Below are 22189 nucleotides of genomic sequence, written 5' to 3' on the forward strand. Positions count from 1 at the left end.
TCAGTGCAAACCGCCGCCGTAGTTGTCTTCGCGGATCACGCGCGGCGTGATTTCCCGCGGCTCGATCGAGACCGGCTGGTACACGACGCGCTTCTGTTCTTCGTCGTAACGCATTTCGACGTGACCCGACACCGGGAAGTCCTTGCGGAACGGGTGGCCGATGAAGCCATAGTCGGTCAGGATGCGACGCAGGTCGTCGTGGCCGTCGAACACGATGCCGTAGAGGTCGAAGGCTTCGCGCTCGAACCAGGTGGCAGCGCTCCAGACGGGCTGGAGCGAGTCGATCACGGGCAGGTCTTCGCTGGCGGCAAAAACCTTGAGGCGCACGCGCTGGTTGAGGCTCACCGACAGCAGGTGCGTGACAACACAGAAGCGCTCGCCCTGCCACTCGCCTTCGCGGTAGTCGGAATAGTCCATGCCGCAGAGGTCGATCAGTTGCTCGAAGCGGCAGCCGGGCGCATCGCGCAACAGCGTGGCGGCTTCGATGTAGTCAGCAGCACTCACCACGACAGTCACCTCGCCCAATGCGAGCGTGACGCTCTTGGCCTTGGCGCCGAGCGTCTCGGTGATGGTGGCGCGCAGCACCTCCGGCGAAATTGCAAAGTCAGTCATCGTCGGCAATCTCTCAGGCGCGGGCAATGGTGTTGGTGCGGCGAATCTTCTGCTGCAGCTGGATCACGCCGTAAAGCAGCGCTTCGGCGGTGGGCGGGCAACCCGGAACGTAGACATCGACGGGCACGATGCGGTCGCAGCCGCGCACGACCGAATAGCTGTAGTGGTAGTAGCCACCGCCATTGGCGCACGAGCCCATCGAGAGCACCCAGCGCGGCTCGGGCATCTGGTCGTAGACCTTGCGCAGCGCCGGCGCCATCTTGTTGCACAGCGTGCCGGCCACGATCATCAGATCGGACTGACGCGGGCTGGGACGGAACAGCATGCCGAAACGGTCGATGTCGTAGCGGGCAGCGCCCGCGTGCATCATTTCGACCGCGCAGCATGCGAGGCCGAACGTCATCGGCCAGAGAGATCCGGTCTTCGCCCAGTTCACCACCGAGTCGTAGGTGGTGGTGACGAAACCTTCTTTGAGAACGCCTTCAATGGCCATCGTGTGCTTTCCTTGTCATTCCCAGTCGAGCGCGCCTTTTTTCCACTCGTAGATGAAACCCACGACGAGGATGGCGAGAAAGATCATCATGGCCCAGAAGCCGACAGCACCGATCTCCTTGAGCGCAATGGCCCACGGGAAGAGAAAGGCAATTTCGAGATCGAACAGGATGAAGAGAATGGCGACGAGGTAATAGCGCACGTCGAACTTCATGCGCGCATCCTCGAAGGCTTCGAAGCCGCACTCGTAGGGAGCGTTCTTCGCAGCGTCTGGCCGGTTGGGGCCGAGGATGTATCCGATGACTTGGGGGGCGACGCCTACGCCGACTCCGACCAAAATGAACAAAAGGACCGGAAGGTAGGAATCGAGGTTCATCGAGAATTTTTCACCGCTTGCCACCGGCAAGAAGAACCTCTGAATGAGGTTTTCTGCCGATGAGATTTGGTGCGGTCGGCGAGACTCGAACTCGCACAGCTTTCGCCACTACCCCCTCAAGATAGCGTGTCTACCAATTTCACCACGACCGCGGTTTTTGCTGTTCAGATGGCATGAGGTACCGGTTAAGGCATTTGGCTTTCTGAACAGCTTTAGAGTTTACCCTGAAATACAGCCGTTTCTCGCCGACGACTGCATGAAAACGACTGGATTACTTGTTCGGAATCTGACCGGCGCCCGAAACGGGTGCGGCAGGCGCCGAAGCCGGTGCGCTCGGAGCGCCCGCGCCGGGGATTTGGCCAGCCGCGCCAGATGCCGGTGCAGCAGGTGCGCCCACGGCCGCACGCTCGAGAAGACTGCCGCCACCCGCAGGACGCGCATGGCTGAAGTACGCAAGCAGCAGCGTGCATGCGAAGAACACCGCAGCCAGCACGGCCGTGGTGCGCGAGAGGAAGTTGGCGCTGCCGCTGGCACCGAACAGGCTGCCGGCACTGCCGCTGCCGAAGGCGGCGCCCATGTCGGCACCCTTGCCGTGCTGGACCAGGATCAGGCCGATCATCGCCAGGGCCGCCAGCATTTGCACGCCGACCAGAAGGTTGAGGACCACGTTCATTCGTTCTTACTCCTAATTGATAACAGCCGTTGCGCGTCAGCGCGCAGCGGCAGAGATGATCTGCAGAAAGTCGGGGGCCTTGAGCGACGCACCGCCGATGAGGCCGCCGTCAATGTCGGCCTGCGCCAGCAGTTCGGCGGCGTTGGCCGCGTTCATGCTGCCGCCGTAAAGAATGCTGATGCCGGCAGCGTGCTCGCTCGCTGCGTGATGCAACTGTGCACGCAGCACGGCATGCACCGCCTGTGCCTGCTCCGGCGACGCCGTCTTGCCCGTGCCAATGGCCCAGACCGGCTCGTAGGCCACGACGATTTCGCTGATGCAATGGCCATTCACATGGATCACCGCAGCCAGCTGGCGCTTGACGACTTCTTCGGTCTGCCCTGCTTCGCGCTGTGCCAGCGTCTCACCGACACAGACGATCGGCGTGATGCCATTCGCCAACGCGGCAGCCGCCTTCGCAGCCACTGTCTCGTCGGTTTCGCCGTGGTACTGCCGACGCTCGGAGTGCCCGACGATGGCATAGCGCACGCCGAAATCCTTCAGCATCGCCGCCGACTGCTCGCCGGTGAACGCACCCTGGGGATGCGCCGAAACGTCCTGCGCGCCGAGCGCGAGCGACGGTGTACCCGCCAGCAGCGATTGCAGCTGGGCGAAGTACGGCGCCGGCGCGCACAGCGCAACATCGCAAGCGGCCGGGCTTGCGGCCAGGCCTTGCTGCAGAGCCTTCACCAGCGCCTCGTTGGCGGCCAGGCCGCCATTCATCTTCCAGTTGCCGGCGATCAGTTTCTTCTTGGTTGTCATCGCGTTGCTCGTTGTCACCATGTCAGCACGATCTTGCCGATGTGCTGGTTCGATTCCATCAGCGTGTGAGCCTGGGCCGCGCCACTGGGTTCACCCGCCGCCGCAAAAGTGCTGTGGATCACGGGCTTGATCGCACCGCTTTCCAGCAGCGGCCAGACCTTCTCGCGCAAGGCCTTGGCGATGGCACCCTTGAACGCCACCGGCCGGGGCCGCAGTGTCGAGCCGGTGATCGTGAGCCGCTTGCGCAGCACGAGGCCCGCATTGATCTGGCTTTTCACACCGCCCTGCACAGCGATGATCACGAGCCGGCCGTCTTCGGCCAAACACTCAATCTCGCGCGCCACGTAGTCACCGGCGACCATGTCGAGGATCACGTCCACGCCCTTGCCGCCCGTGAGTTCCTTCGCCTTCTCGACGAAGTCGCTCGTGCGGTAGTTGATGGCGTGATCGGCACCCAGCTTCTTGCAGGCTTCGCACTTGTCGTCGCTGCCGGCGGTGACGATCACGGTCGTGCCCAACGCCTTGGCGATCTGGATCGCCGTGACGCCGATGCCGCTCGAGCCGCCCTGGATCAGCAGCGTCTCGCCCTTTTGCAGGCGGCCGCGCTCGAACACATTGCTCCAGACGGTGAAGAAGGTCTCGGGCAGCGAGGCCGCATCGACATCGCTCCAGCCCTTGGGCACCGGCAGGCATTGCGCCACAGGCGCCACGCACAGCTCGGCATAGCCGCCACCGGCGATCAGCGCGCAGACGCGATCGCCGACCTTGAAGCCCGCCTCGGCCAACGCCGCAGCGTCGCCCGACACGATCTCGCCGGCCACTTCGAGGCCCGGCAGGTCGGAAGCGCCCGGCGGCACCGGGTAGTGGCCCATGCGCTGCAGCACGTCGGGACGATTGACCCCGCTGGCTGCAACGCGAATCAGCAACTCGCCCACGCCCGCCACCGGATCGGGACGATCGGCCACGCGCAGCACCTCAGGGGCGCCGTACGAAGTGATTTCAATGGCTTTCATGGTCTTTCGGCCTCCAACGCCCGCAGGTGGGGCGCAGCTAGCTGTTCAAAAGATAGCAACGGCAGGATTGCTGCCGTCGCGCCCTTCTTACTCCTGAGGCTCGCGCGGTGCTTGCGACTGCTGCTCGCCGGCCGGAGCCTGCGGCTGGTCGTTGCGCGGCTGTTGCTGCTGGTCGTTGAAGCGCGGTGCGCGCTCGCCACGATCACCACCACGGTCGCCGCCGCGATCGCCACGGTCCGAACGCTCGCGGCGTTCGCCACCACGGTCGCCGCGATCGCCGCCACGGTCTTCGCGCGGCGGGCGCTCGCTGTATTCCATGCCGGCCGGACGCTCGGTCAGGGCCTTCATGGACAGCTTGACGCGGCCCTTTTCGTCGGTTTCCAGAACCTTGACCTTCACGATCTGGCCTTCGCTCAGATAGTCGGTCACCTTCTCGACGCGTTCATGCGCGATCTGGCTGATGTGCAGCAGGCCATCCTTGCCGGGCAGCAGGTTGATGAGCGCGCCGAAGTCCAGGATCTTGGTGACCGGGCCTTCGTAGACCTTGCCGATTTCGACTTCAGCGGTGATCTGCTCGATGCGGCGCTTGGCGAACTCGGCCTTTTCCGGATCGGTCGAGGCGATGGTGATGGTGCCGTCTTCGTCGATGTTGATCGTCGTGCCGGTTTCTTCCTGCAGGCCGCGGATGACAGAGCCGCCCTTGCCGATCACGTCGCGGATCTTTTCCGGGTTGATCTTCAGCGTGGTCAGGCGCGGTGCGAAGCTGGAGACTTCGGCCTTGGCCTCACCCATGGCTTCCTGCATCTTGCCCAGGATGTGCATGCGCGCTTCCTTGGCCTGAGCCAGTGCGACCTGCATGATTTCCTTGGTGATGCCCTGGATCTTGATGTCCATCTGCAGCGCGGTGATGCCGTTGGTGGTACCCGCAACCTTGAAGTCCATGTCGCCCAGGTGATCTTCGTCGCCCAGGATGTCGGTGAGCACCGCGAAGCGGTTGTCTTCCTTGATCAGGCCCATGGCGATGCCGGCCACATGGGCCTTCATCGGCACGCCGGCGTCCATCATCGACAGGCAGCCGCCGCAGACCGAAGCCATCGACGAGGAGCCGTTCGACTCGGTGATTTCCGAGACCACGCGAACCGTGTACGGGAATTCTTCCTTGGTCGGCAGCACGGCGACGAGCGCGCGCTTGGCCAGGCGGCCGTGGCCGATTTCGCGGCGCTTGGTCGAGCCCATGCGGCCCACTTCGCCGGTGGCAAAGGGAGGCATGTTGTAGTGGAACAGGAAGCGGTCTTCGTACTCGCCGGCCAGCGCGTCGATGCGCTGCGCGTCGCGTTCGGTGCCAAGCGTGGTGATGACCAGCGCCTGGGTTTCACCGCGCGTGAACAGGGCCGAACCGTGGGTGCGGGGCAGCACGGAATTGCGGATCTCGATGGGGCGCACGGTGCGCGTGTCGCGGCCGTCGATGCGGGGTTCGCCCGACAGGATCTGGCTGCGCACGATCTTCGATTCGATGGAGAACAGCAGGTCGTTGACCTTGCCCGAATCGAACGGCTCGCCGCTTTCCTTCAGCGCGCTCATCACGCTGGCGTTGGCTTCGCGCAGGGCCTGCGTACGGGCTTGCTTGCTGCGAATTTGATACACGGCGCGCAGCTTTTCCTCGGCCAGGCCCTTGACCTTGGCGACGAAGGCTTCGTCTTCAGCGGGCGCTTGCCAGTCCCACATGGGCTTCCCGGCGTCGCGCACGAGGTCATGGATCGCGTTGATCGCGATGTTGGCCTGCTCATGGCCGAACACCACGCCGCCGAGCATGATTTCTTCGCTCAGTTGCTGGGCTTCGGACTCGACCATCAGCACGGCGGCTTGCGTGCCGGCGACGACGAGGTCCATCTGCGAATCCTTGCGGGCCGTCTGGCCCGGATTCAGCACGTACTGGCCGTTGACGTAGCCCACGCGGGCGGCACCGATCGGGCCGCTGAACGGGATGCCGGAGATCGCGAGCGCAGCGCTCACGCCGATCATGGCGGCGATGTCGGCGTCGACTTCGGGGTTGAGCGACACGGTGTGGATGACCACGTGCACTTCGTTCAGGAAGCCTTCGGGGAACAGCGGGCGGATCGGACGGTCGATCAGGCGGCTGGTCAGCGTTTCGTGTTCGCTGGGCTTGGCTTCGCGCTTGAAGAAGCTGCCGGGGATCTTGCCCGCGGCGTAGGTCTTCTCGATGTAGTCGACGGTCAGCGGGAAGAAGTCCTGGCCCGGCTTGGCGGACTTGGAGGCGACCACGGTCGCCAGGATCACGGTGCCGTCGATGTCGACCAGCACGGCGCCATTGGCCTGGCGGGCGACTTCGCCCGTTTCCATGACGACAGTCTTGTCGCCCCATTGGAAGGACTTGGTGACTTTGTTGAAGAGGCTCATGTTTGCTCCTGTTTTAGTAGCGAACCGCACAGGGTTCGCAAGGGGCGGAGGCTGTCTCAGAACACGATGCCATTCCAGCGAAGCTCGGGGAGAACTTCATTGGAATGACACAGCTTCGCTCTGTTTTGGCACTCCGAAAGTGGATCGCGAAGTAAAAAACGCCTGAGCTAGCGGACTAACCCAGGCGTTTTTTCATGCGATTCGGTTTACTTGCGCAGACCCAGCTTGGCGATCAGCGCGGTGTAACGGTCGGCGTCCTTGGACTTGAGGTAGTCCAGGAGCTTGCGGCGGCGGCTCACCATGCGCAGCAGGCCGCGACGACCGTGGTGGTCCTTGGCATGCGTCTTGAAGTGGGGGGTGAGCTCGTTGATACGGGCGGTCAGCAGTGCAACTTGCACTTCGGGGCTGCCGGTGTCGTTGGCGGCGCGGGCGTTGTCTTTGACGACTTCGGCCTTGATGGAGGCTGCGATCATGTTGAATTTTCCTTGTTCCGGGATGTTTGACTTGCGATGAGCGCTGGAACTGCCCTCACCGTGCGCCTTGCGGCATGCAAAGCCTCGGGATTATAGCTCGGCGGACCCGAGGGGGCTTTCCGGCCTCCTCCCACCCCTTCCATCGAGCGAAGCCAGCCCCACGGCACCCAGCACGCAGGCAGCCCCGCCGATCTGCGCCAGGCTGATACTTTCACCCAGCCAAAAGGCCGCCAGTACCAGCGCTGAAACCGGCAAGAGCGCCGTGAAGAGCGCTGCCTCCGCTCCCTTCAGCCTGGCCGATCCGGCAAACCAGAGGACAAAGCCCAGCACCGTCGGCACCAGCGCGTAGTAGGCGACGCCGATCAGTGCATCGTTCGGCAACGGGTGCTCCCAGGCGCGCTCGAACAGCGCTGGCACCAGCGACAGCAGCAGCCCGAAGGCCGTCATCAGTGTCGACAGCGCCAGCGGCCGCACCGGCACCCGCAGGCGCTTGTTGAGCAGGATGAACATTGCCTCGCAAACGACCGCGCCCAGCACCAGCAGATTGCCGACCATCGCGGCAGGGGATTTCGAGTCCCCCGCGGCGCCCTCTCCCGGCCAGCTGATTGCCAGAACACCCGCCGTCGCCAGCGCGATGCTGCCGATCAGGTAGCGCCCCGGCCGCTCGCGCAAGGCCAGCACCGCCACCAGCGCAGCGACCGCCGGGAGCGTGCCCGCCACAACGCCCGCGCTGGCCGCCGGCGCCCAGCGCACGCCCAGGATCAGGAGCACCGTGTAGCCGACGCTGCCCAATCCGGCCTGGCACAGCAGCAGCACCAGGTCGCGCCGGTCAGGGCGAGGCCAGGGTGTGCGCGTCACACGCAGCAGCAGAAGAAAAACCGGCAGCGCCATCGCAAACCGCAGCGCCGTCGCAGTGAACGGCGGCAGGCCGCCCGCAATCACCTTGCTGGCGACCACGGTGCTCCCCACCGTGACCATTGCCAGTGCACACAGCACCATCCCCTTGATTCGTTCCGACATGCGTGACCTTTCGCTCTCGAAGAAAGGCCAAGCTTCGCGGGCCGCGCGCCGCGCGTATTGAACGAAATTGCAGGCGGCTCAACCCTTGCGCTGCGCCTGCACCGCCAGCCAGTTGCGCAGGCGCTCCACGCCCTTCACCAACCGCTGCGGATCTTTCGACGCAAAGCACCAGCGCAGCCAGCCCTGCGCCTCGGGCGCGAAGGCATTGCCCGGCGCGAGCCCGAGGCCCGCCTCGACCACCAGCCGCTTGGCCACTTCGAGCGAATCGCCAAAGCCCTCGAGCCGGAAGAAGGCATACATGCCGCCCTTGGCCGGCGCCACCTGCACGCCGGGCACCGCGGCCAGCAGCGGCACGAGCGTGTCGCGGCACAGCTTCAGGTGCGCCACCACGCGCGGCGTGATCTCCGCCGTGTGCGCGATGGCCGCGATGGCGGCGCGCTGCGTGAACACGCTGGCACACGAGGTGTTGAACTCGATCAGCTTGCCGATGCCATCGACCATCGCCGGCGGCAGCACCAGCCAGCCGAGGCGCCATCCGGTCATGAGAAAGCTCTTCGAGAAACTGTGCGTCACGACCAACCGGTCGTCGGGCTTCGAGATATCGAGAAAGCTCGGCGCGCAGCCGTTCGGCGTCGGCTCGAAGTAGAGGCGCTCGTACACCTCGTCGGCCAGAATCCAGGTGCCGGTCTGGCGGCAATGGTCGAGCACGGCCTGCTGCTCGTCGCGCGTCATCGTCCAGCCCGTCGGGTTGTTGGGCGCATTGACGATCAGGAGCTTCGTCTTCGGCGTGACCGCAGCGCGCAGCGCAGGCAGATCGAGCGTCCACTGCCCGTCGACCGGCACCAGCGGCACCGTACGCACATGCGCCCCCATGATCGCCGGCTGCGCCGTGAGGTTCGGCCATACCGGCGTTACCGCAACCACATCGTCGCCCGCATCGACCAGCGCCTGCACCGCCAGCATCAGCGCGCTCACGCCGCCCGAAGTCACGGCGATGCGCGAGGCATCGACCGCCGGATGCAGCGCGCTGGTGTAGCGCGCGATCGCCTCGCGCAACTCGGGCAGGCCGAGGTTGTGCGCGTAGAAAGTCTCCCCACGCTGCAGCGACTCGACGGCCGCCTGGCGGATCACCTCGGGCGTGACCTCGTCGCTTTCGCCGAACCAGAAGGCCAGCACGTCCTCACGGCCGAGGCCTGCATTGGCGACCTCGCGGATCCTGGAGGCTTCGAGGTTGTGGATGGCTTCACGCATCGGCTGTCGTCCTGTTCGTCGTCATTGGGGTCGTTTCATCTTGCACGATGTCGGCAGTTCGGCGCGCTCCGGGGCGATCGTCTTGATCACGCGGAAGCCGTAGCCCGAGCCTTCGACATCGAACTGCACGCCGGGCTTGCCCTGCCTGTCCATCGCGCCGACCACCAACTGCTGCTGGAACTGATGGTCCGCCGCGCGCATGCGGCCGCGCTGACCGTACAGGCTCACGTCGGCCTGCTCCAGCGCGCGCGCCACCGCCACGGCGTCGCTGCTCCCTGCACGCTCGACGGCCTGCGCGAGCGATTCGACGAGCAGCTGCATCCGCATGTGCACGTAGTCGTCCGCGGGCTTCGGAAAGCGGGCACGGAACGCGCGATAGAAAGCCTCCGACTGCGCCGTCTGCACGTTGGGCAGCCAGTCGGCCACCGCCACCACGCGGCCGATGCCCGCATCGCCGATGGCCGCGGGCGCGCCGAGCGCATTGCCGTAGAAGGTATAGAAGGTGCCGTTGAAGCCCGCTTCGCGCGCGGCCTTCACCAGCAGCGTGAGGTCGTTGCCCCAGTTGCCGGTGAACACCGCCTGCGCGCCGCTCGCGAGGATCTTCGTGGCGTAGGGCGCGAAGTCCTTCACCTTGCCCATCGGATGCAGCTCGTCGCCGACGATTTCCACGTCGGGCCGCTGCACGCCGAGCTGCCGGCGCGACTCGCGCAGCACCGCCTGGCCGAAACTGTAGTCCTGCCCGATCAGGTAGGCGCGCTTGAGCGTCGCATCGTCCTTCACCACGTCCATCAGCGCGGCCACCCGCATGTCGGCGTGCGCGTCGAAGCGGAAGTGCCAGAAGCTGCAGCGCTCGTTGGTGAGCACAGGGTCGACCGCCGCGTAGTTCAGGAAGATCACGCGCCGCGCGGGGTCGCGCTCGTTGTTCTTCTCGATGGCATCGACCAGCGCCGCCGCGGTGGCCGACGAGTTGCCCTGCAGCACGATGCGCGCGCCGTCGTCCATGGCCGCGCGGAATGCGGAGAGCGCTTCTTCGTTCTGGCCCTTGCTGTCGTAGCGGTCCAGCTGCAGCGGACGCGCGCCGCCCGGCAGCTTCACGCCGCCGCGTGCGTTGACGCGTTCCACCGCCCACAGCAGGTTGCGAAACACGGCCTCGCCCGTGTTCGCGAAGGGCCCGCTCATGCTCTCGATCAATGCGAGACGGATGGGTGCGGGCGGCACGACCGGCGTTTGCGCAAGCCCGGCGAGGGGCGTCGCGCATAGCGCCAGCGCCGCGAATTTCAAGGCCTGGCGGCGCCAAATAAAGGAGGGAGTCATCGTCTTGAAACGCGTGCGGCTGCGCCTAGATGAGGTGTCAAGCGGCACTCAGGATTGAATGGCCGCGCAGTGTAAGGGACACACATTCCTTGTCCCCATTGTGTTCATTCAGGAGCTCTTCATCATGTTTTTCGCACCCACCATCCGCACCACCCGCTTCGTTCCCCGTTCGCAGGACCGCGCCTTCGAACGCTTCGTGAACGAGGCCTTCGCCGCACCCCGCCGCTCACCGCTGGTGGAGCAGGACGACACGAGCTGGACCCTCTCGCTGGACGTGCCGGGCCTCTCGCGCGAAGACCTCGCGATCAGCATCGAAGGCGCTGTGATCCGCATCGACAGCAAGGCCGAAGCCAAGCGCCAGTTCAAGGCCGCCTACGAGCTGCCGCAGGACATCGATGTTGCAGCGAGCGAAGCCAAGCTCGAGAACGGCGTGCTCACGCTCAAGCTCGGCAAGCTGACGCCCGTGAGCCAGGCCTCGCAGTTGCAGATCAACTGACACAGCCTATGCCCACAAGAGGAAAATGTCAGTAATGGCTTGTTTTTGACTTTAAACAAGCACATTAATAACAATGGCACCGGATAACGTCACATGATGTGGCGTTTTTCTAGTACTTTCTTCTTCGTGGGCGTCTCGCAAACGCATCGAATTTCGTGCCGGTGCGGGTCCGGGTGCCCCTCAAGGCACCATGAACACGCATCTGCGGTCAGCCACGGACAACGACCAGTCCGAAACGCTCCTGGTCTTTCTGCCGGGCGCGTACCTGAAGCCCGAAGAATTCGAACGCCATGGCTTCATCAGCGCCGTCCGGGAGCGCCACCTGGCCGCCGACGCGATGCTGGTCGATGCCGACGTCTCCTACTACTACGACCAGACGCTCAGCGATCGCCTGCAGGCGGACGTCATCGAGCCGCAGCGCGCCAGGGGCTACACCTCGATCTGGCTCGTGGGCATTTCCATCGGCGGCTTCGGCGCGCTGATCCACGAACTGGCGCGGCCGGGCTCGGTGGACGGCATCGTCGCCCTCGCACCCTACCTCGGGCGCCGCGTGCTCGGCGCGGAGATCCGGAAGGCCGGCGGCCTGCGCGCCTGGCATGCGCCCACCGGCCCGCAGCCCGACGAGGAGCCCGACCGCAAGCTCTGGCCTTTCTTCCAGCAATACCTCCAAGCCCAGCCCACGAGAAATCTGCCGCCGCTCTACCTGGGCTTCGGCCTCGACGACCGCTTTGCGGGCAACCACAGGCTGCTGGCCGACGCGCTGCCGCCAGGCCGCGTCTTCACCACCGAAGGCGGGCACGACTGGCCGCAGTGGCGCCAGCTCTGGCGCAGCGTGCTGGACGTGCTGCCGCTGCCCGTGCAGGGCCGGCCGCACCAACCGGTTACGCGGTCTCGGGAAGGGTCTGTGCCTCGGCCGCCAGCGACGCCATGGGCCATCGCGGCTTGACATCGAAGGCATAGCGCGCGGTGGCCTGCGACAGGCCGGACTGCAGGCGCATGGCGGCGGCCATGGCGATCATGGCGCCGTTGTCGGTGCACAGGTGCAGCTCCGGGTAGTGCACGCGCACCCCGCGCTTCGCGCAGGCGGCATTGAGCTGCTCGCGCAGGTTCCTGTTCGCGCCCACGCCGCCGGCCACCACCAGGCGCCTGAGCCCGGTCTGTTCGAGCGCGGCGAGCGACTTCTTCAGCAGCACCTCGACGATGGCTGCCTGCGTCGACGCCGCCAGATCGGCCTTGTTCGCCTCGAGCTGGTCGCCGAGCTTCTTGGCTTGCGTGAGCACCGCGGTCTTCAGGCCCGCAAAGGAAAAATCGAGATCGCCGCTGTGCAAGAGCGGCCGCGGCAGCTTGAACGCCGTCGTGCTGCCGCCTTCGGCCAGTTTGGCGAGCCACGGGCCGCCGGGGTACGGCAGGCCCATGAGCTTGGCGCTCTTGTCGAAGGCTTCGCCGGCCGCATCGTCGATGGTTTCGCCGAGCAGCTCGTAGCGGCCCACGCCATCGACCCGCATCAACTGGGTGTGACCGCCCGACACGAGCAGCGCAACGAACGGAAATTCAGGCGGATCGGCGCTCAGGAACGGCGACAGCAGATGCCCTTCGAGGTGATGCACCCCCAGCACCGGCTTGCCCAGCGCCACGCCCAGCGCGCAGGCCACGCCTGCGCCCACCAGCAATGCGCCCGCAAGCCCCGGCCCGCGCGTGTAGGCCACCACGTCGATCTCGTGCAGCGAGTGACCGGCCTCGGCCATCACGGTTTCCGTGAGCGGCAGCACGCGGCGGATGTGATCGCGGCTGGCCAGTTCGGGCACCACGCCGCCGTAGGCCTGGTGCATGGCGATCTGGCTGTGCAGTGCGTGCGAAAGCAGCACCGGCAGCGCGTCGCCGTGCGACTCGACCAGCGCCACGCCGGTCTCGTCGCAGGATGATTCGATTCCCAACAAGAGCATGCGGCGAGTGTAGGTGGCGCTTGCGAGAGGTGCCCGCGAAGGGGCAAGGCACGGATGTTGCAGCGACGGAGTGTTCTCTTTTTCCACCCACGATGAAATCCGGCCTGCATTTCCTGATCGCCGCCCGCCAGTGCGAGATCGACGAGCTCGACCAGTTCGCGCGCACCAGCGAGCTGGTCGGCCTGATCGGCCGGCTGGTGCACGCGCTGCAGCGGGAGCGCGGCATGTCCAACGTGTTCCTCGCCTCGCGCGGCCAGCGCTTCGCCGACCAGCGCGATCCGCAGATTGCCGAATGCCTGGCGCTCGAGGAGGCGGTGCGCAACGGCTTCGACCAACTCGAGACGGAGGCTCGCCAGCGTGCCAGCGCCGGCAACAGCGCGCGCCTGTTCAGCCGCATCGCCTGGGTGCTGCCGGGGCTGGACGCCCTGCCCGCGCTGCGCCGCCGCGTCGGCGCGCTCGAACTGGAGCCCGCTGGGGCGACCGCGGCCTTCGCCAAGCTGGTCGCCGGCCTGCTGGCCGTGGTGTTCGAGGCGGCCGACGGCGCCACCGACCCCGAGATATCGCGCCTCCTGGTCGCGATGTTCAACTTCATGCAGGGCAAGGAGTTCGCCGGCCAGGAGCGCGCATTCGGCGCCGCCACGCTGGCGCTGGGCCGCAGCAACGAGGCGCAGCGCGTGCAATGGCTGCACCTGATCGAATCGCAGGAACGCTGCTTTCACGTCTTCACCGATTTCTCGAGCAACGAGGTGCTGGCGCTCTGGCGCGAGAGCGAGGACTACGCCACCATGGCCGAGCTCGAGCGCCTGCGCCGCGTCGGCACCACGCTGGCTGCGCCCCCCGACGCGCAATACAGCCAGTTGAGCCAGAGCTGGTTCGACTGCTGTACGCGCCGCATCGACGCCATGCGCACCGTCGAAGACCGCCTCGCCGCCGACCTGCGCGCCCTGTGCAGCCGCAAGACCGCGCAGGCGCGCACCGACCTCGCGGCCTACCAGCAATTGCTCGGCACGCTGGCGCCGCCATCGGAGGGTGCGATGTTCTTCGACGATGCCGGCACCCAGGCCGTCGCCCCCGCGTCCTACGGCCGCGTGCTGGAGCGCTCGGTGCTCGACATGGTGCAGGAGCAGTCGCAGCGCCTGCAGGCCATGAGCGACGAATTGCAGACCGTGCGCGCCTCGCTCAACGAGCGCAAGGTGGTCGAGCGCGCCAAGGGCCTGCTGATGGCGCACCGGCGCCTGAGCGAAGACGAAGCCCACAAGATGCTGCGCCAGACCGCCATGAACCAGAAGCGCCGGCTGGTCGATGTCGCCGAGTCGATGCTGGCCATGGCCGACTACCTGCCGCTGCCCGATGCCCGTGCGCCGCGCTGACGGCGTTTCAAGTTGGTGCAGCGCACAAAAACGTGCTTTCGCCGGATGCCCACGTCCACCGGCGCCCGGCCTTGCTTGGCCTTCACGCACCGCGCGCCGGAGCTACTTTTTCGATAGCGCCGAACACCCCGCAACCACTGGCACGCAGTTTGCATAGGTGAGTACATAAGACCTTCGTGGTCTACAGGCAGGCGGCACCCAACGGCGGGTGCCTCCCACCGAACCGGACAAAGGCGTCCCCATCCCGCAAGGGCTCGTTCGCGAGCAGCCCCTGCGCGGTCGGGACGCCTTTTTTGTTTTCGTCTTTGCTTTTTGTTCGTTCTTCAACCGGAGCCCGCCCTCATGACCGACCTGCTGAAAACCCGCCTCAGCCGCCGCCGCGTACTGCAAGCCGCCGCCATCGGCGCCGTGGGCATCGACCCCGCGCTGCGCGCCGCCGTCTGGGCCCAGGGCTCCGACAAGCCCGAAAAAGAAGAAGTGAAGATCGGCTTCATCCCGCTGACCGACTGCGCGAGCGTGGTGATGGCCTCGGTGCTCGGCATCGACAAGAAATACGGCGTGAAGATCGTCCCCAGCAAGGAAGCCAGCTGGGCCGGCGTGCGCGACAAGCTCTCCAACGGCGACCTCGACATGGCACACGTGCTCTACGGCCTGGTCTACGGCATGCACCTGGGCCTGAGCGGCCCGAAGAAGGACATGGCCGTGCTCATGACCCTGAACAACAACGGCCAGGCCATCACGCTCTCGAAGAAGCTGGCCGACAAGGGCGCGGTCGATGCCGCCTCGCTCGCCAAGCTCATCGCCACCGAGAAACGCGAATACACCTTCGCGCAGACCTTCCCCACCGGCACCCACGCCATGTGGCTCTACTACTGGCTCGCCTCGGCCGGCATCGACCCGTTCAAGGACGTGAAGAACATCACCGTGCCGCCCCCGCAGATGGTGGCCAACATGCGCGTGGGCAACATGGACGGCTATTGCGTGGGCGAGCCCTGGGGGCAGCGCGCGATCATGGACGGCATCGGCATCACGGCCATCACCACGCAGGACATCTGGAAGGACCACCCCGAGAAGGTGCTCGGCTGCACCGCCGAGTTCACGAAGAAGTACCCCAACACGGCGCGCGCCGTCACGGCCGCCATCCTCGAAGCCAGCAAGTGGATCGACACCGGCCTGCAGAACAAGAACAAGATGGCCGAGACCATCGCCGACAAGAGCTACGTCAACACCAGCGTGGACGCGATCAACCAGCGCATCCTTGGCCGCTACACCAACGGCCTGGGCAAGAGCTGGGACGACCCCAACCACATGAAGTTCTACAACGGCGGCGCGGTGAACTTCCCCTACCTCTCGGACGGCATGTGGTTCCTCACGCAGCACAAGCGCTGGGGACTGCTGAAGGAGCACCCCGACTACCTGAAGGTGGCCACCGAGATCAATCGGATCGACATCTACAAGCAGGCTGCCGCCGCCACGCAGACGCCCGTACCCAAGGAGGTGATGCGCACCAGCAAGCTCTTCGACGGCTCCGTGTGGGACGGCAAGGACCCGAAGAAGTACGCCGAGTCTTTCAAGCTGCATGTCTGAGGAGAAACGCACCATGGTCAGCGCTGTATTTCATTCGCCGATGGACGCATCTCTCCCTCTCCCGCGTGCCGGAGAGGGCCGGGGTGAGGGTGTGCCCCGCGCCGAGGTCGCACCCCAACCTGCACCTGCACCACTCCCAAAGGTGGAAAAGGAGCAAAAACAACGCACGCCCATCGACTTGCGCGCCTTCTGGATGCGCGTGCTGCCGCCGCTCATGGGCTTCGGCCTGCTGCTGCTGATCTGGGAGCTGGTCGCCATGAAAAGCACCACCGGCTTTCCCACGCCGCTCGCCACCTGGCAGCAGGCGCTGACCGTGTTCAGCGATCCGTTCTACAGCAAGGGACCGAACGACCAGGGCGTGGGCTGGAACGTGCTCTCGTCGCTGCAGCGCGTGGCGCTGGGGTTCGGCCTCGCGGCGCTGGTCGGCATTCCGGCGGGCTTCGCGATCGGGCGCTTCGAGTTCCTCGCGCGCATGTTCAACCCGCTGATCAGCCTGATGCGCCCGGTGTCGCCGCTCGCGTGGCTGCCCATCGGCCTCCTGGTGTTCAAGGGCGCGAACCCGGCGGCCATCTGGACCATCTTCATCTGCTCGATCTGGCCGATGGTCATCAACACCGCCGTGGGCGTGCAGCGCGTGCCCAGCGACTACATGAACGTGGCGAAGGTGCTGAATCTTTCCGAATGGAAGATCCTCACCAAGATCCTGTTCCCTGCCGTGCTGCCCTACATGCTCACCGGCGTGCGCTTGGCCGTTGGCACCGCGTGGCTGGTGATCGTCGCGGCCGAGATGCTGACCGGCGGCGTGGGCATCGGCTTCTGGGTGTGGGACGAGTGGAACAACCTCAACGTCGCCAACATCATCATCGCGATCTTCGTGATCGGCATCGTCGGCCTGGTGCTGGAGTTCGCGCTCATCAAGCTGGCCACTGCATTCACGTTCGAAGAGGTGAAGTCATGAACGACGATTCGAAGTACATCGAGATCCGCGACGTCGAGCAGCGCTTCAAGACGGCCAAGGGAAGTTTTCTTGCGCTGCGCGACATCAACCTGAACGTTGCCAAGGGCGAGTTCATCACGCTCATCGGCCACTCGGGCTGCGGCAAGTCGACGCTGCTGAACCTGATCGCCGGGCTGACCACGCCAACGCAGGGTGTGCTCCTTTGCGCGAACCGCGAGATCAAGGGCCCGGGCCCGGAGCGCGCCGTCGTGTTCCAGAACCATTCGCTCTTGCCCTGGCTCACCTGTTTCGAGAACGTGTACCTCGCGGTCGAGCGCGTGTTCGCGGCGACGGAAAACAAGGCCCAGCTGCGTGCGCGCACCGATGCGGCGCTCGCGCTCGTCGGCCTCACGCCCGCCGCGCAGAAGCGCCCCGGCGAAATCTCCGGCGGCATGAAGCAGCGCGTGGGCATCGCCCGTGCGCTGTCGATGGAACCCAAGGTGCTGCTGATGGACGAGCCCTTCGGCGCGCTCGACGCCCTCACCCGCGCCAAGCTGCAGGACGAGCTGCTCGCCATCGTGCAGAAGACGCACAGCACCGTCGTCATGGTCACGCACGATGTCGACGAAGCCGTGCTGCTGAGCGACCGCATCGTGATGCTCACCAACGGCCCGGCCGCCACCATCGGCGATGTGCTGGCGGTGGACATCGCCCGCCCGCGCAACCGCGTCGAACTGGCCGAAGACCCGGCCTATGTGCATGCGCGCAAGGCGGTCATCGATTTCCTCTACACGCGCCAGGCGCATGTGGAGAAGGTCGCGGCCTGACGCAACAGGTGCCGCACAACCGGCTTCAGGACATGATGACCTGCAGGCTGTGCTCGTACCAACCCGTGAGACGCTCGAAGGTGTCGACGAGCGCTTCGCTGGAACGAACCAGCGTGGCGCGGCCTTCGGGGCTGTCCAGCGCCTGCACACCGCCGACTAGGCGCAGCCACTCGTCCCGCGCCGTCACCAACCCGGCGCGGATCTCGGGTGAACTGAGGGGCGCGCGCTCCAGTTCTAGCAGCGCGGCCTCGAATTCGCTCATGGTCGGCAGCAGCCTGTCGCGCGAAGCGCCTGCGGCGAGCGTCGAAGCCAGCAACGCATCCTTCGCCAGCCGCTGCGCCCGCATGCGCTGCCGTCCGCAGATGTTGACGATGCGTAGCGCCCGCCGCGCGCCCGAGGCTTCCAGCGCCTCCGTCATCGCTTCGGCCGCCAGCAGCAAGGCCTCGCCGCGCGCATCGATCTCGGCGAGCCCCTGCGGCGTGGGCTTCACGGCCAGTGCGGTGCCCAATCCGTTCCATGCCGCCTGCACGGCGCCCAGCGCCTGCACGCCGGCCGCGCCCAGTTCGAGGGTGGCCAGGTGATCCAGGTTCTGCTGCACCCGCTCCGTCGATTGCGTGCGCAGGACCCGGGCGCGCTGCACGTCGATGCCGGCGAGCAGCTGCGCCGCCACCCGCACCAGCCGCTGCGAGAGCATGCGCAGCTGCCCGGCGCGGTTGATTGCATCGGCCCACTGCGCCGCCTCGATGACCGAGCGCGACACCTCGCCCAGCCGCAGGTTGGCGTGCATGGCCGCACCGCGCAGCAGGCCGAAGGCTTCGTCTTCCCCGATGCCGCGCGCGGACATCAGCAGGCCCTTGGCGCGATCGACCCACTTGCGCTCGTCCATGCGCGTGCGCAGGTTGTCGAGTTCGGTGCGCAGCGCGGCTTCGCGCGTCCATCGGGCCTGCGCGCGGGCCAGCAACGCGGGGAGCGACAGGGCATCGAGCGGCGCCCATGCGTGCACGCCGAGCGTGACCAGCGCCTCGTGCTGCTCGCCCGTCAACGGCGGGCCGGCCAGGCTCAGCGCACAGGGCGGCACGCCGTTCCACCCCTTCAGTCCGTCGCGCAATGCCTGCAGTTGCGCCGCCTCGGGCAGGCAGGCCAGCACCTGTTGCGGTGCAAGCGCACCGGCGCGCTGCACCAGCGTGCGGCAGGTGGCGCGCCCGAGCACCGTGGCGCCGGCCTCCGCGAGGCCTTGCTGCAGCGGCTCCGGCAAGGGCGCGGAGGCATCGAATTCATTGGGCAGGACGAGGAGAAGGGAAATCATGGCGGGGTGTCGGAAGGCACGGCAAGCATAGGCCACGCCCGCGAGATTTCGCGGGCACGCCTCTTGCAACGAAGCGGATGCGGTGTAACGAAGCACCGCTTTGGTGAGGCTGCAGTCCCCTGCATCCGGCCCGGCATGTTCATCGCCGGGCAGCACCCCCACGCCGACAGCGTCCGCTGCCGGCACACCACCCCAACCCTGTCCGTCGACACGTCCCTGCCCGGGTCGCGCCGCGGCTTTTTGCACCTTTGAACACCATGTCCGGTTTCAGGAATTTCTTGCAGTCAGGCCACAGTCCCACGCTGTTCGCGGCGTTCCTGTACTTCTCGTTCTCCTGCTGCATCTGGGTGCTCAACGGCGCCATGGCGCCCTTCATCGGCGAGACCTTCGAGCTTTCGCCCGCACAGAAGGGCCTGATGCTGTCGGTGCCGATCATTGCGGGCGCACTCATGCGCTTTCCGCTGGGCATCCTCTCGCAGTACATCGGCCGCAAGAAGGCCACGCTGGTCGAGATGGGCCTGATCGCCGTGGCGATGCTGTTCGGCTTCTTCTTCGTCAAGAGCTTCAACGACCTGCTCGCCATGGGCGTGCTGCTGGGCATTGCCGGCGCGAGCTTCGGCGTGGCGCTGTCGCTGGGCTCGGGCTGGTTCCCGCCGCAGCACAAGGGCCTGGCGATGGGCCTGGTGGGCGCGGGCAACGTGGGCACGGCGGTGTCGGTGCTGGTGGCGCCGCCGCTCGCGCAATGGCTGGGCTGGCAGGCGGTGTACGGCGTGGCCGCGGTCGCCATCCTCATCCCGATGGTGGTGATGGTGATCTTCGCCAAGGAGCCGCCCGACGTGGACAGCCACGCGAGCTTCCGCGAACACATCGCCTGCCTTTTCGAGAAAGACGGCTGGGTCTTCAGCCTGATCTACGGCGTGACCTTCGGCGGCTTCATCGGCCTCACGACATTCCTGCCCTCGTACTACTACGACCAGTTCGGCGTGAGCAAGGTGCAGGCGGGGCAGCTCACGATGCTCGCGGCCTTCATGGGCGCTGCGGTGCGCATCGTGGGCGGATGGCTGTCCGACCGCTGGGGCGGCGTCAACACGCTCACGGTGGTGCTGCTGGTGGTGGCCGTGGGCCTCGTGCTGGTGGGGCTCTCGTCGGGCTCGCTGGCGCTCACCACGCTGCTCCTGATCGTGTGCTTCGCCGCGCTGGGCGCGGGCAACGGTGCGCTGTTCCAGCTGGTGCCGCTGCGCTGGCCGCTGAGCACCGCGGTGGCCGGCTCGATGATCGGCGAGATCGGCGCCCTCGGCGGCGGCCTGGTGCCCAACGCCATGGGCCTGTCGAAGCAGTACCTGGGCAGCTACCTCTGGGGCTTTGTCTTCTTCGGTGCGCTCTCGCTGGCGATGCTGGGCGTGATGCGCGTCATGCAGATCCGCTGGACGCGCACCTGGGCCGAGAAGGGCGGCCGTGCGCGCACTTCACCGGCTTCCGCTTCCACGACCTATACGGCCCCGAGAAAGGCCGCCCGGCCATGAACTTCTTCCGTTCGCCCTCAACGTGGCAAGAAAAGCAGCCACACCACCAGCAGTGCGTTGAACAGCAACGACACGCCGAGGGCGATCTTGTAGAGCATCACCGGATCGCGGCGGATCAGCGGCGTGGCGGGGGGCGCGCCAACGGGGCGCGAGGCACCGCGCTCCAGCGCGAGCAGCATCTCCTCGGCCGTTTCGAAGCGCTCGCGCGGATCGCGGGCGACGGCCTTGCGCACCAGGTGGTCGAGCCACACCGGCACATCGGGCCGCAAGCGCGAAAGCGCAACCGGGTCGCGCCGGTAGCGCGCCACCTGGTAGGGCTCGATCTCGCCATAGGGCAAGTGCCCGCCCAGCCACTGGTAGAGCGTGGCGCCGAGCGCGAACAGATCGCTGCCCGCGTCCGCGACACCGCCCTCCTCCCACTGCTCGGGATTGATGTAGCTCGGCGTACCGGCATGCAGTTCGCGCTGGGCCGCGCCCTCGCGCCCGGACAGCGCCACGCCCAGGTCGAGGATGCGCCAGCGCCCGTCGTCGCCCAGGTGCAGGTTGCCGGGCTTGATGTCCCGGTGCACCACGCCGTGGCGGTGCAGCCGGCCGAGCGCCTTGCTCACTTCGATGGCCGCGGCGACCACCTCGGCCACCGTGCCGCGCGCGCCGGACTTGCGCATCTGCTCCAGCGTACGGCCGCCGTGCCAGTCGAACACGATGTAGAGCGCGCTCGCGTTCTCGGCGCGCTCGTGCACGCGAACGAAACCGCCGCCCTCCCCGACGCGCTGGCCCAGCCAGGCTTCGTGCGCGAGCATCGCGCGCTCCTGCGGATCACTGGCGCGCGAGGGATGCAGCGTCTTGAGCGCGACCAACTCGCGCGTGGCCGGATGGCGCGCCTGGTACAGCAGATGCACGCCGGTGTCGGCCACAAGGCCGGTGACGACGTAGCCGTCGAGCACGTCGCCCACCTTCAGCAACGGCGGCGGTGCGAGCCGGCGGCCGTCGCCGAGTTCGTCGTCGAGCTGCCGCGCATCGAGGCCGACCACGCGGATCACCAGCGCGGTCGCGTTGTCGCGCGTGCCGGCGTCCAGCGCCGCATTCACCAGCGCCTCGCTCGCCGCTTCGGCATCGCCCTGCAGCGCGAGTGCGGCCACTTGCTGCGGCTTGAGCACGCCGTGCACCCCGTCGGAGGTCAGCACGAAGCAGTCGCCCACGCGAACGTCGCCCTGCGCGTAGTCGACGCGCACCTGGTCGTCCAGGCCGATGGCTCGCGTGAGGCGGCTGCGCATGTCGGGATGTTCGAAGGCATGGTCCTGCGTGAGCGGCACGGCCGCATCGCCGTCGGCGCGCACGCGCCAGGCGCGCGTGTCGCCCACGTGGGCCAGCGTGTAGCTCTGGCCGTGCAGCACCAGTGCGGTGAGCGTGGTGAGCGCGGTCGCGCTGCCCGCGCGGCGCCGGTTGTGGTCGGCGAGCCAGGCGTTCTGCGCGCCGATCAGGCGGTCGAGCGCGGCGGTCGGCTCCCAGGTGTCGGGCGTGGCGAAGTAGTCGGCCAGCAGGCCCATCACCGTGGTCTGCGCCGCCTCCTGGCCGCGCCCGCCAGTGGACACGCCATCGGCAATCGCAGCGATGAGCCCGCGCGCCTCGTCGCCGCGCGGGGCATGCACCGCACCGGCGAAATCCTCGTTCACTTCGCGGGGTCCGCGAAGGCTGCTGTAGCCGATGTCCACTTCGAAGCTCATGGCGCCATTGTCCATGTGCGTCTCCACGCGCGC

General features: G+C 66.7%; 21 protein-coding genes and 1 tRNA gene. 7 read left to right on the plus strand and 15 right to left on the minus strand.

The features are described 5' to 3' along the window. From M2282_RS03850 to M2282_RS03905, 12 genes are all read right to left on the minus strand, one after another. A complete protein-coding gene (locus M2282_RS03850) occupies positions 1 to 612 on the minus strand; it encodes an NADH-quinone oxidoreductase subunit C (protein WP_280807446.1) in 612 nt (203 codons plus the stop codon). Positions 613 to 625: 13 nt separating this feature from the next. Next, entirely contained in the window at positions 626 to 1105 is a 480-nt protein-coding gene (locus M2282_RS03855) for a NuoB/complex I 20 kDa subunit family protein (RefSeq protein ID WP_007837763.1), read from the minus strand. Between the two features lie 15 nt (positions 1106 to 1120). Further along, on the minus strand, positions 1121 to 1480 hold the full coding sequence (locus M2282_RS03860) for an NADH-quinone oxidoreductase subunit A (protein ID WP_041943881.1): 360 nt from the start codon (positions 1478 to 1480) through the stop codon (positions 1121 to 1123). A gap of 67 nt (positions 1481 to 1547) precedes the next feature. After that, positions 1548 to 1632 (minus strand) — tRNA-Leu (locus M2282_RS03865). Positions 1633 to 1751: 119 nt separating this feature from the next. Then, positions 1752 to 2153 (minus strand): preprotein translocase subunit SecG, encoded by a 402-nt coding sequence (gene secG, locus M2282_RS03870; protein ID WP_206174355.1) that lies wholly within the window; start codon positions 2151 to 2153, stop codon positions 1752 to 1754. Positions 2154 to 2189: 36 nt separating this feature from the next. Then, the gene (tpiA, locus tag M2282_RS03875; RefSeq protein ID WP_280807447.1) at positions 2190 to 2975 is read right to left on the minus strand and encodes a triose-phosphate isomerase; all 786 of its coding nucleotides are present in this window, start codon (positions 2973 to 2975) and stop codon (positions 2190 to 2192) included. Continuing rightward, positions 2969 to 3967, minus strand: coding sequence for an NAD(P)H-quinone oxidoreductase (locus M2282_RS03880; RefSeq protein ID WP_280807448.1), 999 nt, complete (start codon positions 3965 to 3967; stop codon positions 2969 to 2971). The genes tpiA and M2282_RS03880 overlap by 7 nt, the downstream gene beginning before the upstream one ends. 87 nt (positions 3968 to 4054) lie before the next feature. Continuing rightward, positions 4055 to 6385, minus strand: a complete 2331-nt coding sequence (pnp, locus tag M2282_RS03885) for a polyribonucleotide nucleotidyltransferase (RefSeq protein ID WP_280807449.1) — start codon at positions 6383 to 6385, stop codon at positions 4055 to 4057. Positions 6386 to 6591: 206 nt separating this feature from the next. Beyond that, a complete protein-coding gene (gene rpsO, locus M2282_RS03890; protein ID WP_007837783.1) occupies positions 6592 to 6858 on the minus strand; it encodes a 30S ribosomal protein S15 in 267 nt (88 codons plus the stop codon). Between the two features lie 90 nt (positions 6859 to 6948). Next, positions 6949 to 7878 (minus strand): DMT family transporter, encoded by a 930-nt coding sequence (locus M2282_RS03895; protein ID WP_280807450.1) that lies wholly within the window; start codon positions 7876 to 7878, stop codon positions 6949 to 6951. A 78-nt stretch (positions 7879 to 7956) separates the two neighbouring features. Then, positions 7957 to 9129: a pyridoxal phosphate-dependent aminotransferase gene (locus M2282_RS03900; protein WP_280807451.1), complete on the minus strand. Its 1173-nt coding sequence runs from the start codon at positions 9127 to 9129 to the stop codon at positions 7957 to 7959. A 21-nt stretch (positions 9130 to 9150) separates the two neighbouring features. Further along, entirely contained in the window at positions 9151 to 10443 is a 1293-nt protein-coding gene (locus M2282_RS03905) for a branched-chain amino acid ABC transporter substrate-binding protein (protein WP_280807452.1), read from the minus strand. A gap of 124 nt (positions 10444 to 10567) precedes the next feature. Between M2282_RS03905 and M2282_RS03910 the strand changes: the two genes are divergently transcribed. Continuing rightward, positions 10568 to 10939 (plus strand): Hsp20/alpha crystallin family protein, encoded by a 372-nt coding sequence (locus tag M2282_RS03910; RefSeq protein ID WP_280807453.1) that lies wholly within the window; start codon positions 10568 to 10570, stop codon positions 10937 to 10939. Between the two features lie 190 nt (positions 10940 to 11129). Continuing rightward, positions 11130 to 11885 (plus strand): alpha/beta hydrolase-fold protein, encoded by a 756-nt coding sequence (locus M2282_RS03915; RefSeq protein WP_280807454.1) that lies wholly within the window; start codon positions 11130 to 11132, stop codon positions 11883 to 11885. Here M2282_RS03915 and tsaD read toward each other — a convergent pair. Then, complete coding sequence (tsaD, locus tag M2282_RS03920; RefSeq protein ID WP_280807455.1) at positions 11821 to 12882, minus strand: tRNA (adenosine(37)-N6)-threonylcarbamoyltransferase complex transferase subunit TsaD; 1062 nt, start codon at positions 12880 to 12882, stop codon at positions 11821 to 11823. The two genes, M2282_RS03915 and tsaD, sit on opposite strands and share 65 nt — an antisense overlap. A gap of 92 nt (positions 12883 to 12974) precedes the next feature. On the opposite strand from tsaD, the gene M2282_RS03925 reads away from it, so the two are divergent. The 4 genes from M2282_RS03925 to M2282_RS03940 all read left to right on the plus strand — a co-directional run bounded on the left by M2282_RS03925 (position 12975) and on the right by M2282_RS03940 (position 17603). Continuing rightward, positions 12975 to 14252 carry a nitrate regulatory protein gene (locus tag M2282_RS03925; RefSeq protein ID WP_280807456.1) on the plus strand — a complete coding sequence of 426 codons (1278 nt, stop codon included), beginning with the start codon at positions 12975 to 12977 and terminating at the stop codon, positions 14250 to 14252. Between the two features lie 342 nt (positions 14253 to 14594). Then, the gene (locus M2282_RS03930; protein ID WP_280807457.1) at positions 14595 to 15839 is read left to right on the plus strand and encodes a CmpA/NrtA family ABC transporter substrate-binding protein; all 1245 of its coding nucleotides are present in this window, start codon (positions 14595 to 14597) and stop codon (positions 15837 to 15839) included. Between the two features lie 13 nt (positions 15840 to 15852). Further along, positions 15853 to 16797 (plus strand): nitrate ABC transporter permease, encoded by a 945-nt coding sequence (gene ntrB / locus M2282_RS03935; protein ID WP_280807458.1) that lies wholly within the window; start codon positions 15853 to 15855, stop codon positions 16795 to 16797. Continuing rightward, positions 16794 to 17603: an ABC transporter ATP-binding protein gene (locus M2282_RS03940; protein ID WP_280807459.1), complete on the plus strand. Its 810-nt coding sequence runs from the start codon at positions 16794 to 16796 to the stop codon at positions 17601 to 17603. The genes ntrB and M2282_RS03940 overlap by 4 nt, the downstream gene beginning before the upstream one ends. A 25-nt stretch (positions 17604 to 17628) precedes the next feature. Here M2282_RS03940 and M2282_RS03945 read toward each other — a convergent pair whose 3' ends face one another. Continuing rightward, a complete protein-coding gene (locus M2282_RS03945) occupies positions 17629 to 18909 on the minus strand; it encodes an ANTAR domain-containing protein (RefSeq protein ID WP_280807460.1) in 1281 nt (426 codons plus the stop codon). 257 nt (positions 18910 to 19166) lie between these two features. Between M2282_RS03945 and M2282_RS03950 the strand changes: the two genes are divergently transcribed. After that, on the plus strand, positions 19167 to 20432 hold the full coding sequence (locus M2282_RS03950) for an MFS transporter (protein ID WP_280807461.1): 1266 nt from the start codon (positions 19167 to 19169) through the stop codon (positions 20430 to 20432). Positions 20433 to 20449: 17 nt separating this feature from the next. Here the strand turns inward: M2282_RS03950 and M2282_RS03955 are convergent, their stop codons facing one another. Further along, positions 20450 to 22156: a bifunctional protein-serine/threonine kinase/phosphatase gene (locus M2282_RS03955; RefSeq protein WP_280807715.1), complete on the minus strand. Its 1707-nt coding sequence runs from the start codon at positions 22154 to 22156 to the stop codon at positions 20450 to 20452. Between the last annotated feature and the right edge of the window lie 33 nt (positions 22157 to 22189).

This window comes from Variovorax boronicumulans, from assembly GCF_029892485.1.
GTDB lineage: Bacteria > Pseudomonadota > Gammaproteobacteria > Burkholderiales > Burkholderiaceae_C > Variovorax > Variovorax boronicumulans_B.

What these genes read in the sequence shown, in the direction of transcription:
- M2282_RS03850 (WP_280807446.1), bottom strand. Translation starts at nt 612, where the DNA reads ATGACTGACTTTGCAATTTCGCCGGAGGTGCTGCGCGCCACCATCACC.
- M2282_RS03855 (WP_007837763.1), bottom strand. Translation starts at nt 1,105, where the DNA reads ATGGCCATTGAAGGCGTTCTCAAAGAAGGTTTCGTCACCACCACCTAC.
- M2282_RS03860 (WP_041943881.1), bottom strand. Translation starts at nt 1,480, where the DNA reads ATGAACCTCGATTCCTACCTTCCGGTCCTTTTGTTCATTTTGGTCGGA.
- secG (WP_206174355.1), bottom strand. Translation starts at nt 2,153, where the DNA reads ATGAACGTGGTCCTCAACCTTCTGGTCGGCGTGCAAATGCTGGCGGCC.
- tpiA (WP_280807447.1), bottom strand. Translation starts at nt 2,975, where the DNA reads ATGGTGACAACGAGCAACGCGATGACAACCAAGAAGAAACTGATCGCC.
- M2282_RS03880 (WP_280807448.1), bottom strand. Translation starts at nt 3,967, where the DNA reads ATGAAAGCCATTGAAATCACTTCGTACGGCGCCCCTGAGGTGCTGCGC.
- pnp (WP_280807449.1), bottom strand. Translation starts at nt 6,385, where the DNA reads ATGAGCCTCTTCAACAAAGTCACCAAGTCCTTCCAATGGGGCGACAAG.
- rpsO (WP_007837783.1), bottom strand. Translation starts at nt 6,858, where the DNA reads ATGATCGCAGCCTCCATCAAGGCCGAAGTCGTCAAAGACAACGCCCGC.
- M2282_RS03895 (WP_280807450.1), bottom strand. Translation starts at nt 7,878, where the DNA reads ATGTCGGAACGAATCAAGGGGATGGTGCTGTGTGCACTGGCAATGGTC.
- M2282_RS03900 (WP_280807451.1), bottom strand. Translation starts at nt 9,129, where the DNA reads ATGCGTGAAGCCATCCACAACCTCGAAGCCTCCAGGATCCGCGAGGTC.
- M2282_RS03905 (WP_280807452.1), bottom strand. Translation starts at nt 10,443, where the DNA reads ATGACTCCCTCCTTTATTTGGCGCCGCCAGGCCTTGAAATTCGCGGCG.
- M2282_RS03910 (WP_280807453.1), top strand. Translation starts at nt 10,568, where the DNA reads ATGTTTTTCGCACCCACCATCCGCACCACCCGCTTCGTTCCCCGTTCG.
- M2282_RS03915 (WP_280807454.1), top strand. Translation starts at nt 11,130, where the DNA reads ATGAACACGCATCTGCGGTCAGCCACGGACAACGACCAGTCCGAAACG.
- tsaD (WP_280807455.1), bottom strand. Translation starts at nt 12,882, where the DNA reads ATGCTCTTGTTGGGAATCGAATCATCCTGCGACGAGACCGGCGTGGCG.
- M2282_RS03925 (WP_280807456.1), top strand. Translation starts at nt 12,975, where the DNA reads ATGAAATCCGGCCTGCATTTCCTGATCGCCGCCCGCCAGTGCGAGATC.
- M2282_RS03930 (WP_280807457.1), top strand. Translation starts at nt 14,595, where the DNA reads ATGACCGACCTGCTGAAAACCCGCCTCAGCCGCCGCCGCGTACTGCAA.
- ntrB (WP_280807458.1), top strand. Translation starts at nt 15,853, where the DNA reads ATGGTCAGCGCTGTATTTCATTCGCCGATGGACGCATCTCTCCCTCTC.
- M2282_RS03940 (WP_280807459.1), top strand. Translation starts at nt 16,794, where the DNA reads ATGAACGACGATTCGAAGTACATCGAGATCCGCGACGTCGAGCAGCGC.
- M2282_RS03945 (WP_280807460.1), bottom strand. Translation starts at nt 18,909, where the DNA reads ATGATTTCCCTTCTCCTCGTCCTGCCCAATGAATTCGATGCCTCCGCG.
- M2282_RS03950 (WP_280807461.1), top strand. Translation starts at nt 19,167, where the DNA reads ATGTCCGGTTTCAGGAATTTCTTGCAGTCAGGCCACAGTCCCACGCTG.
- M2282_RS03955 (WP_280807715.1), bottom strand. Translation starts at nt 22,156, where the DNA reads ATGAGCTTCGAAGTGGACATCGGCTACAGCAGCCTTCGCGGACCCCGC.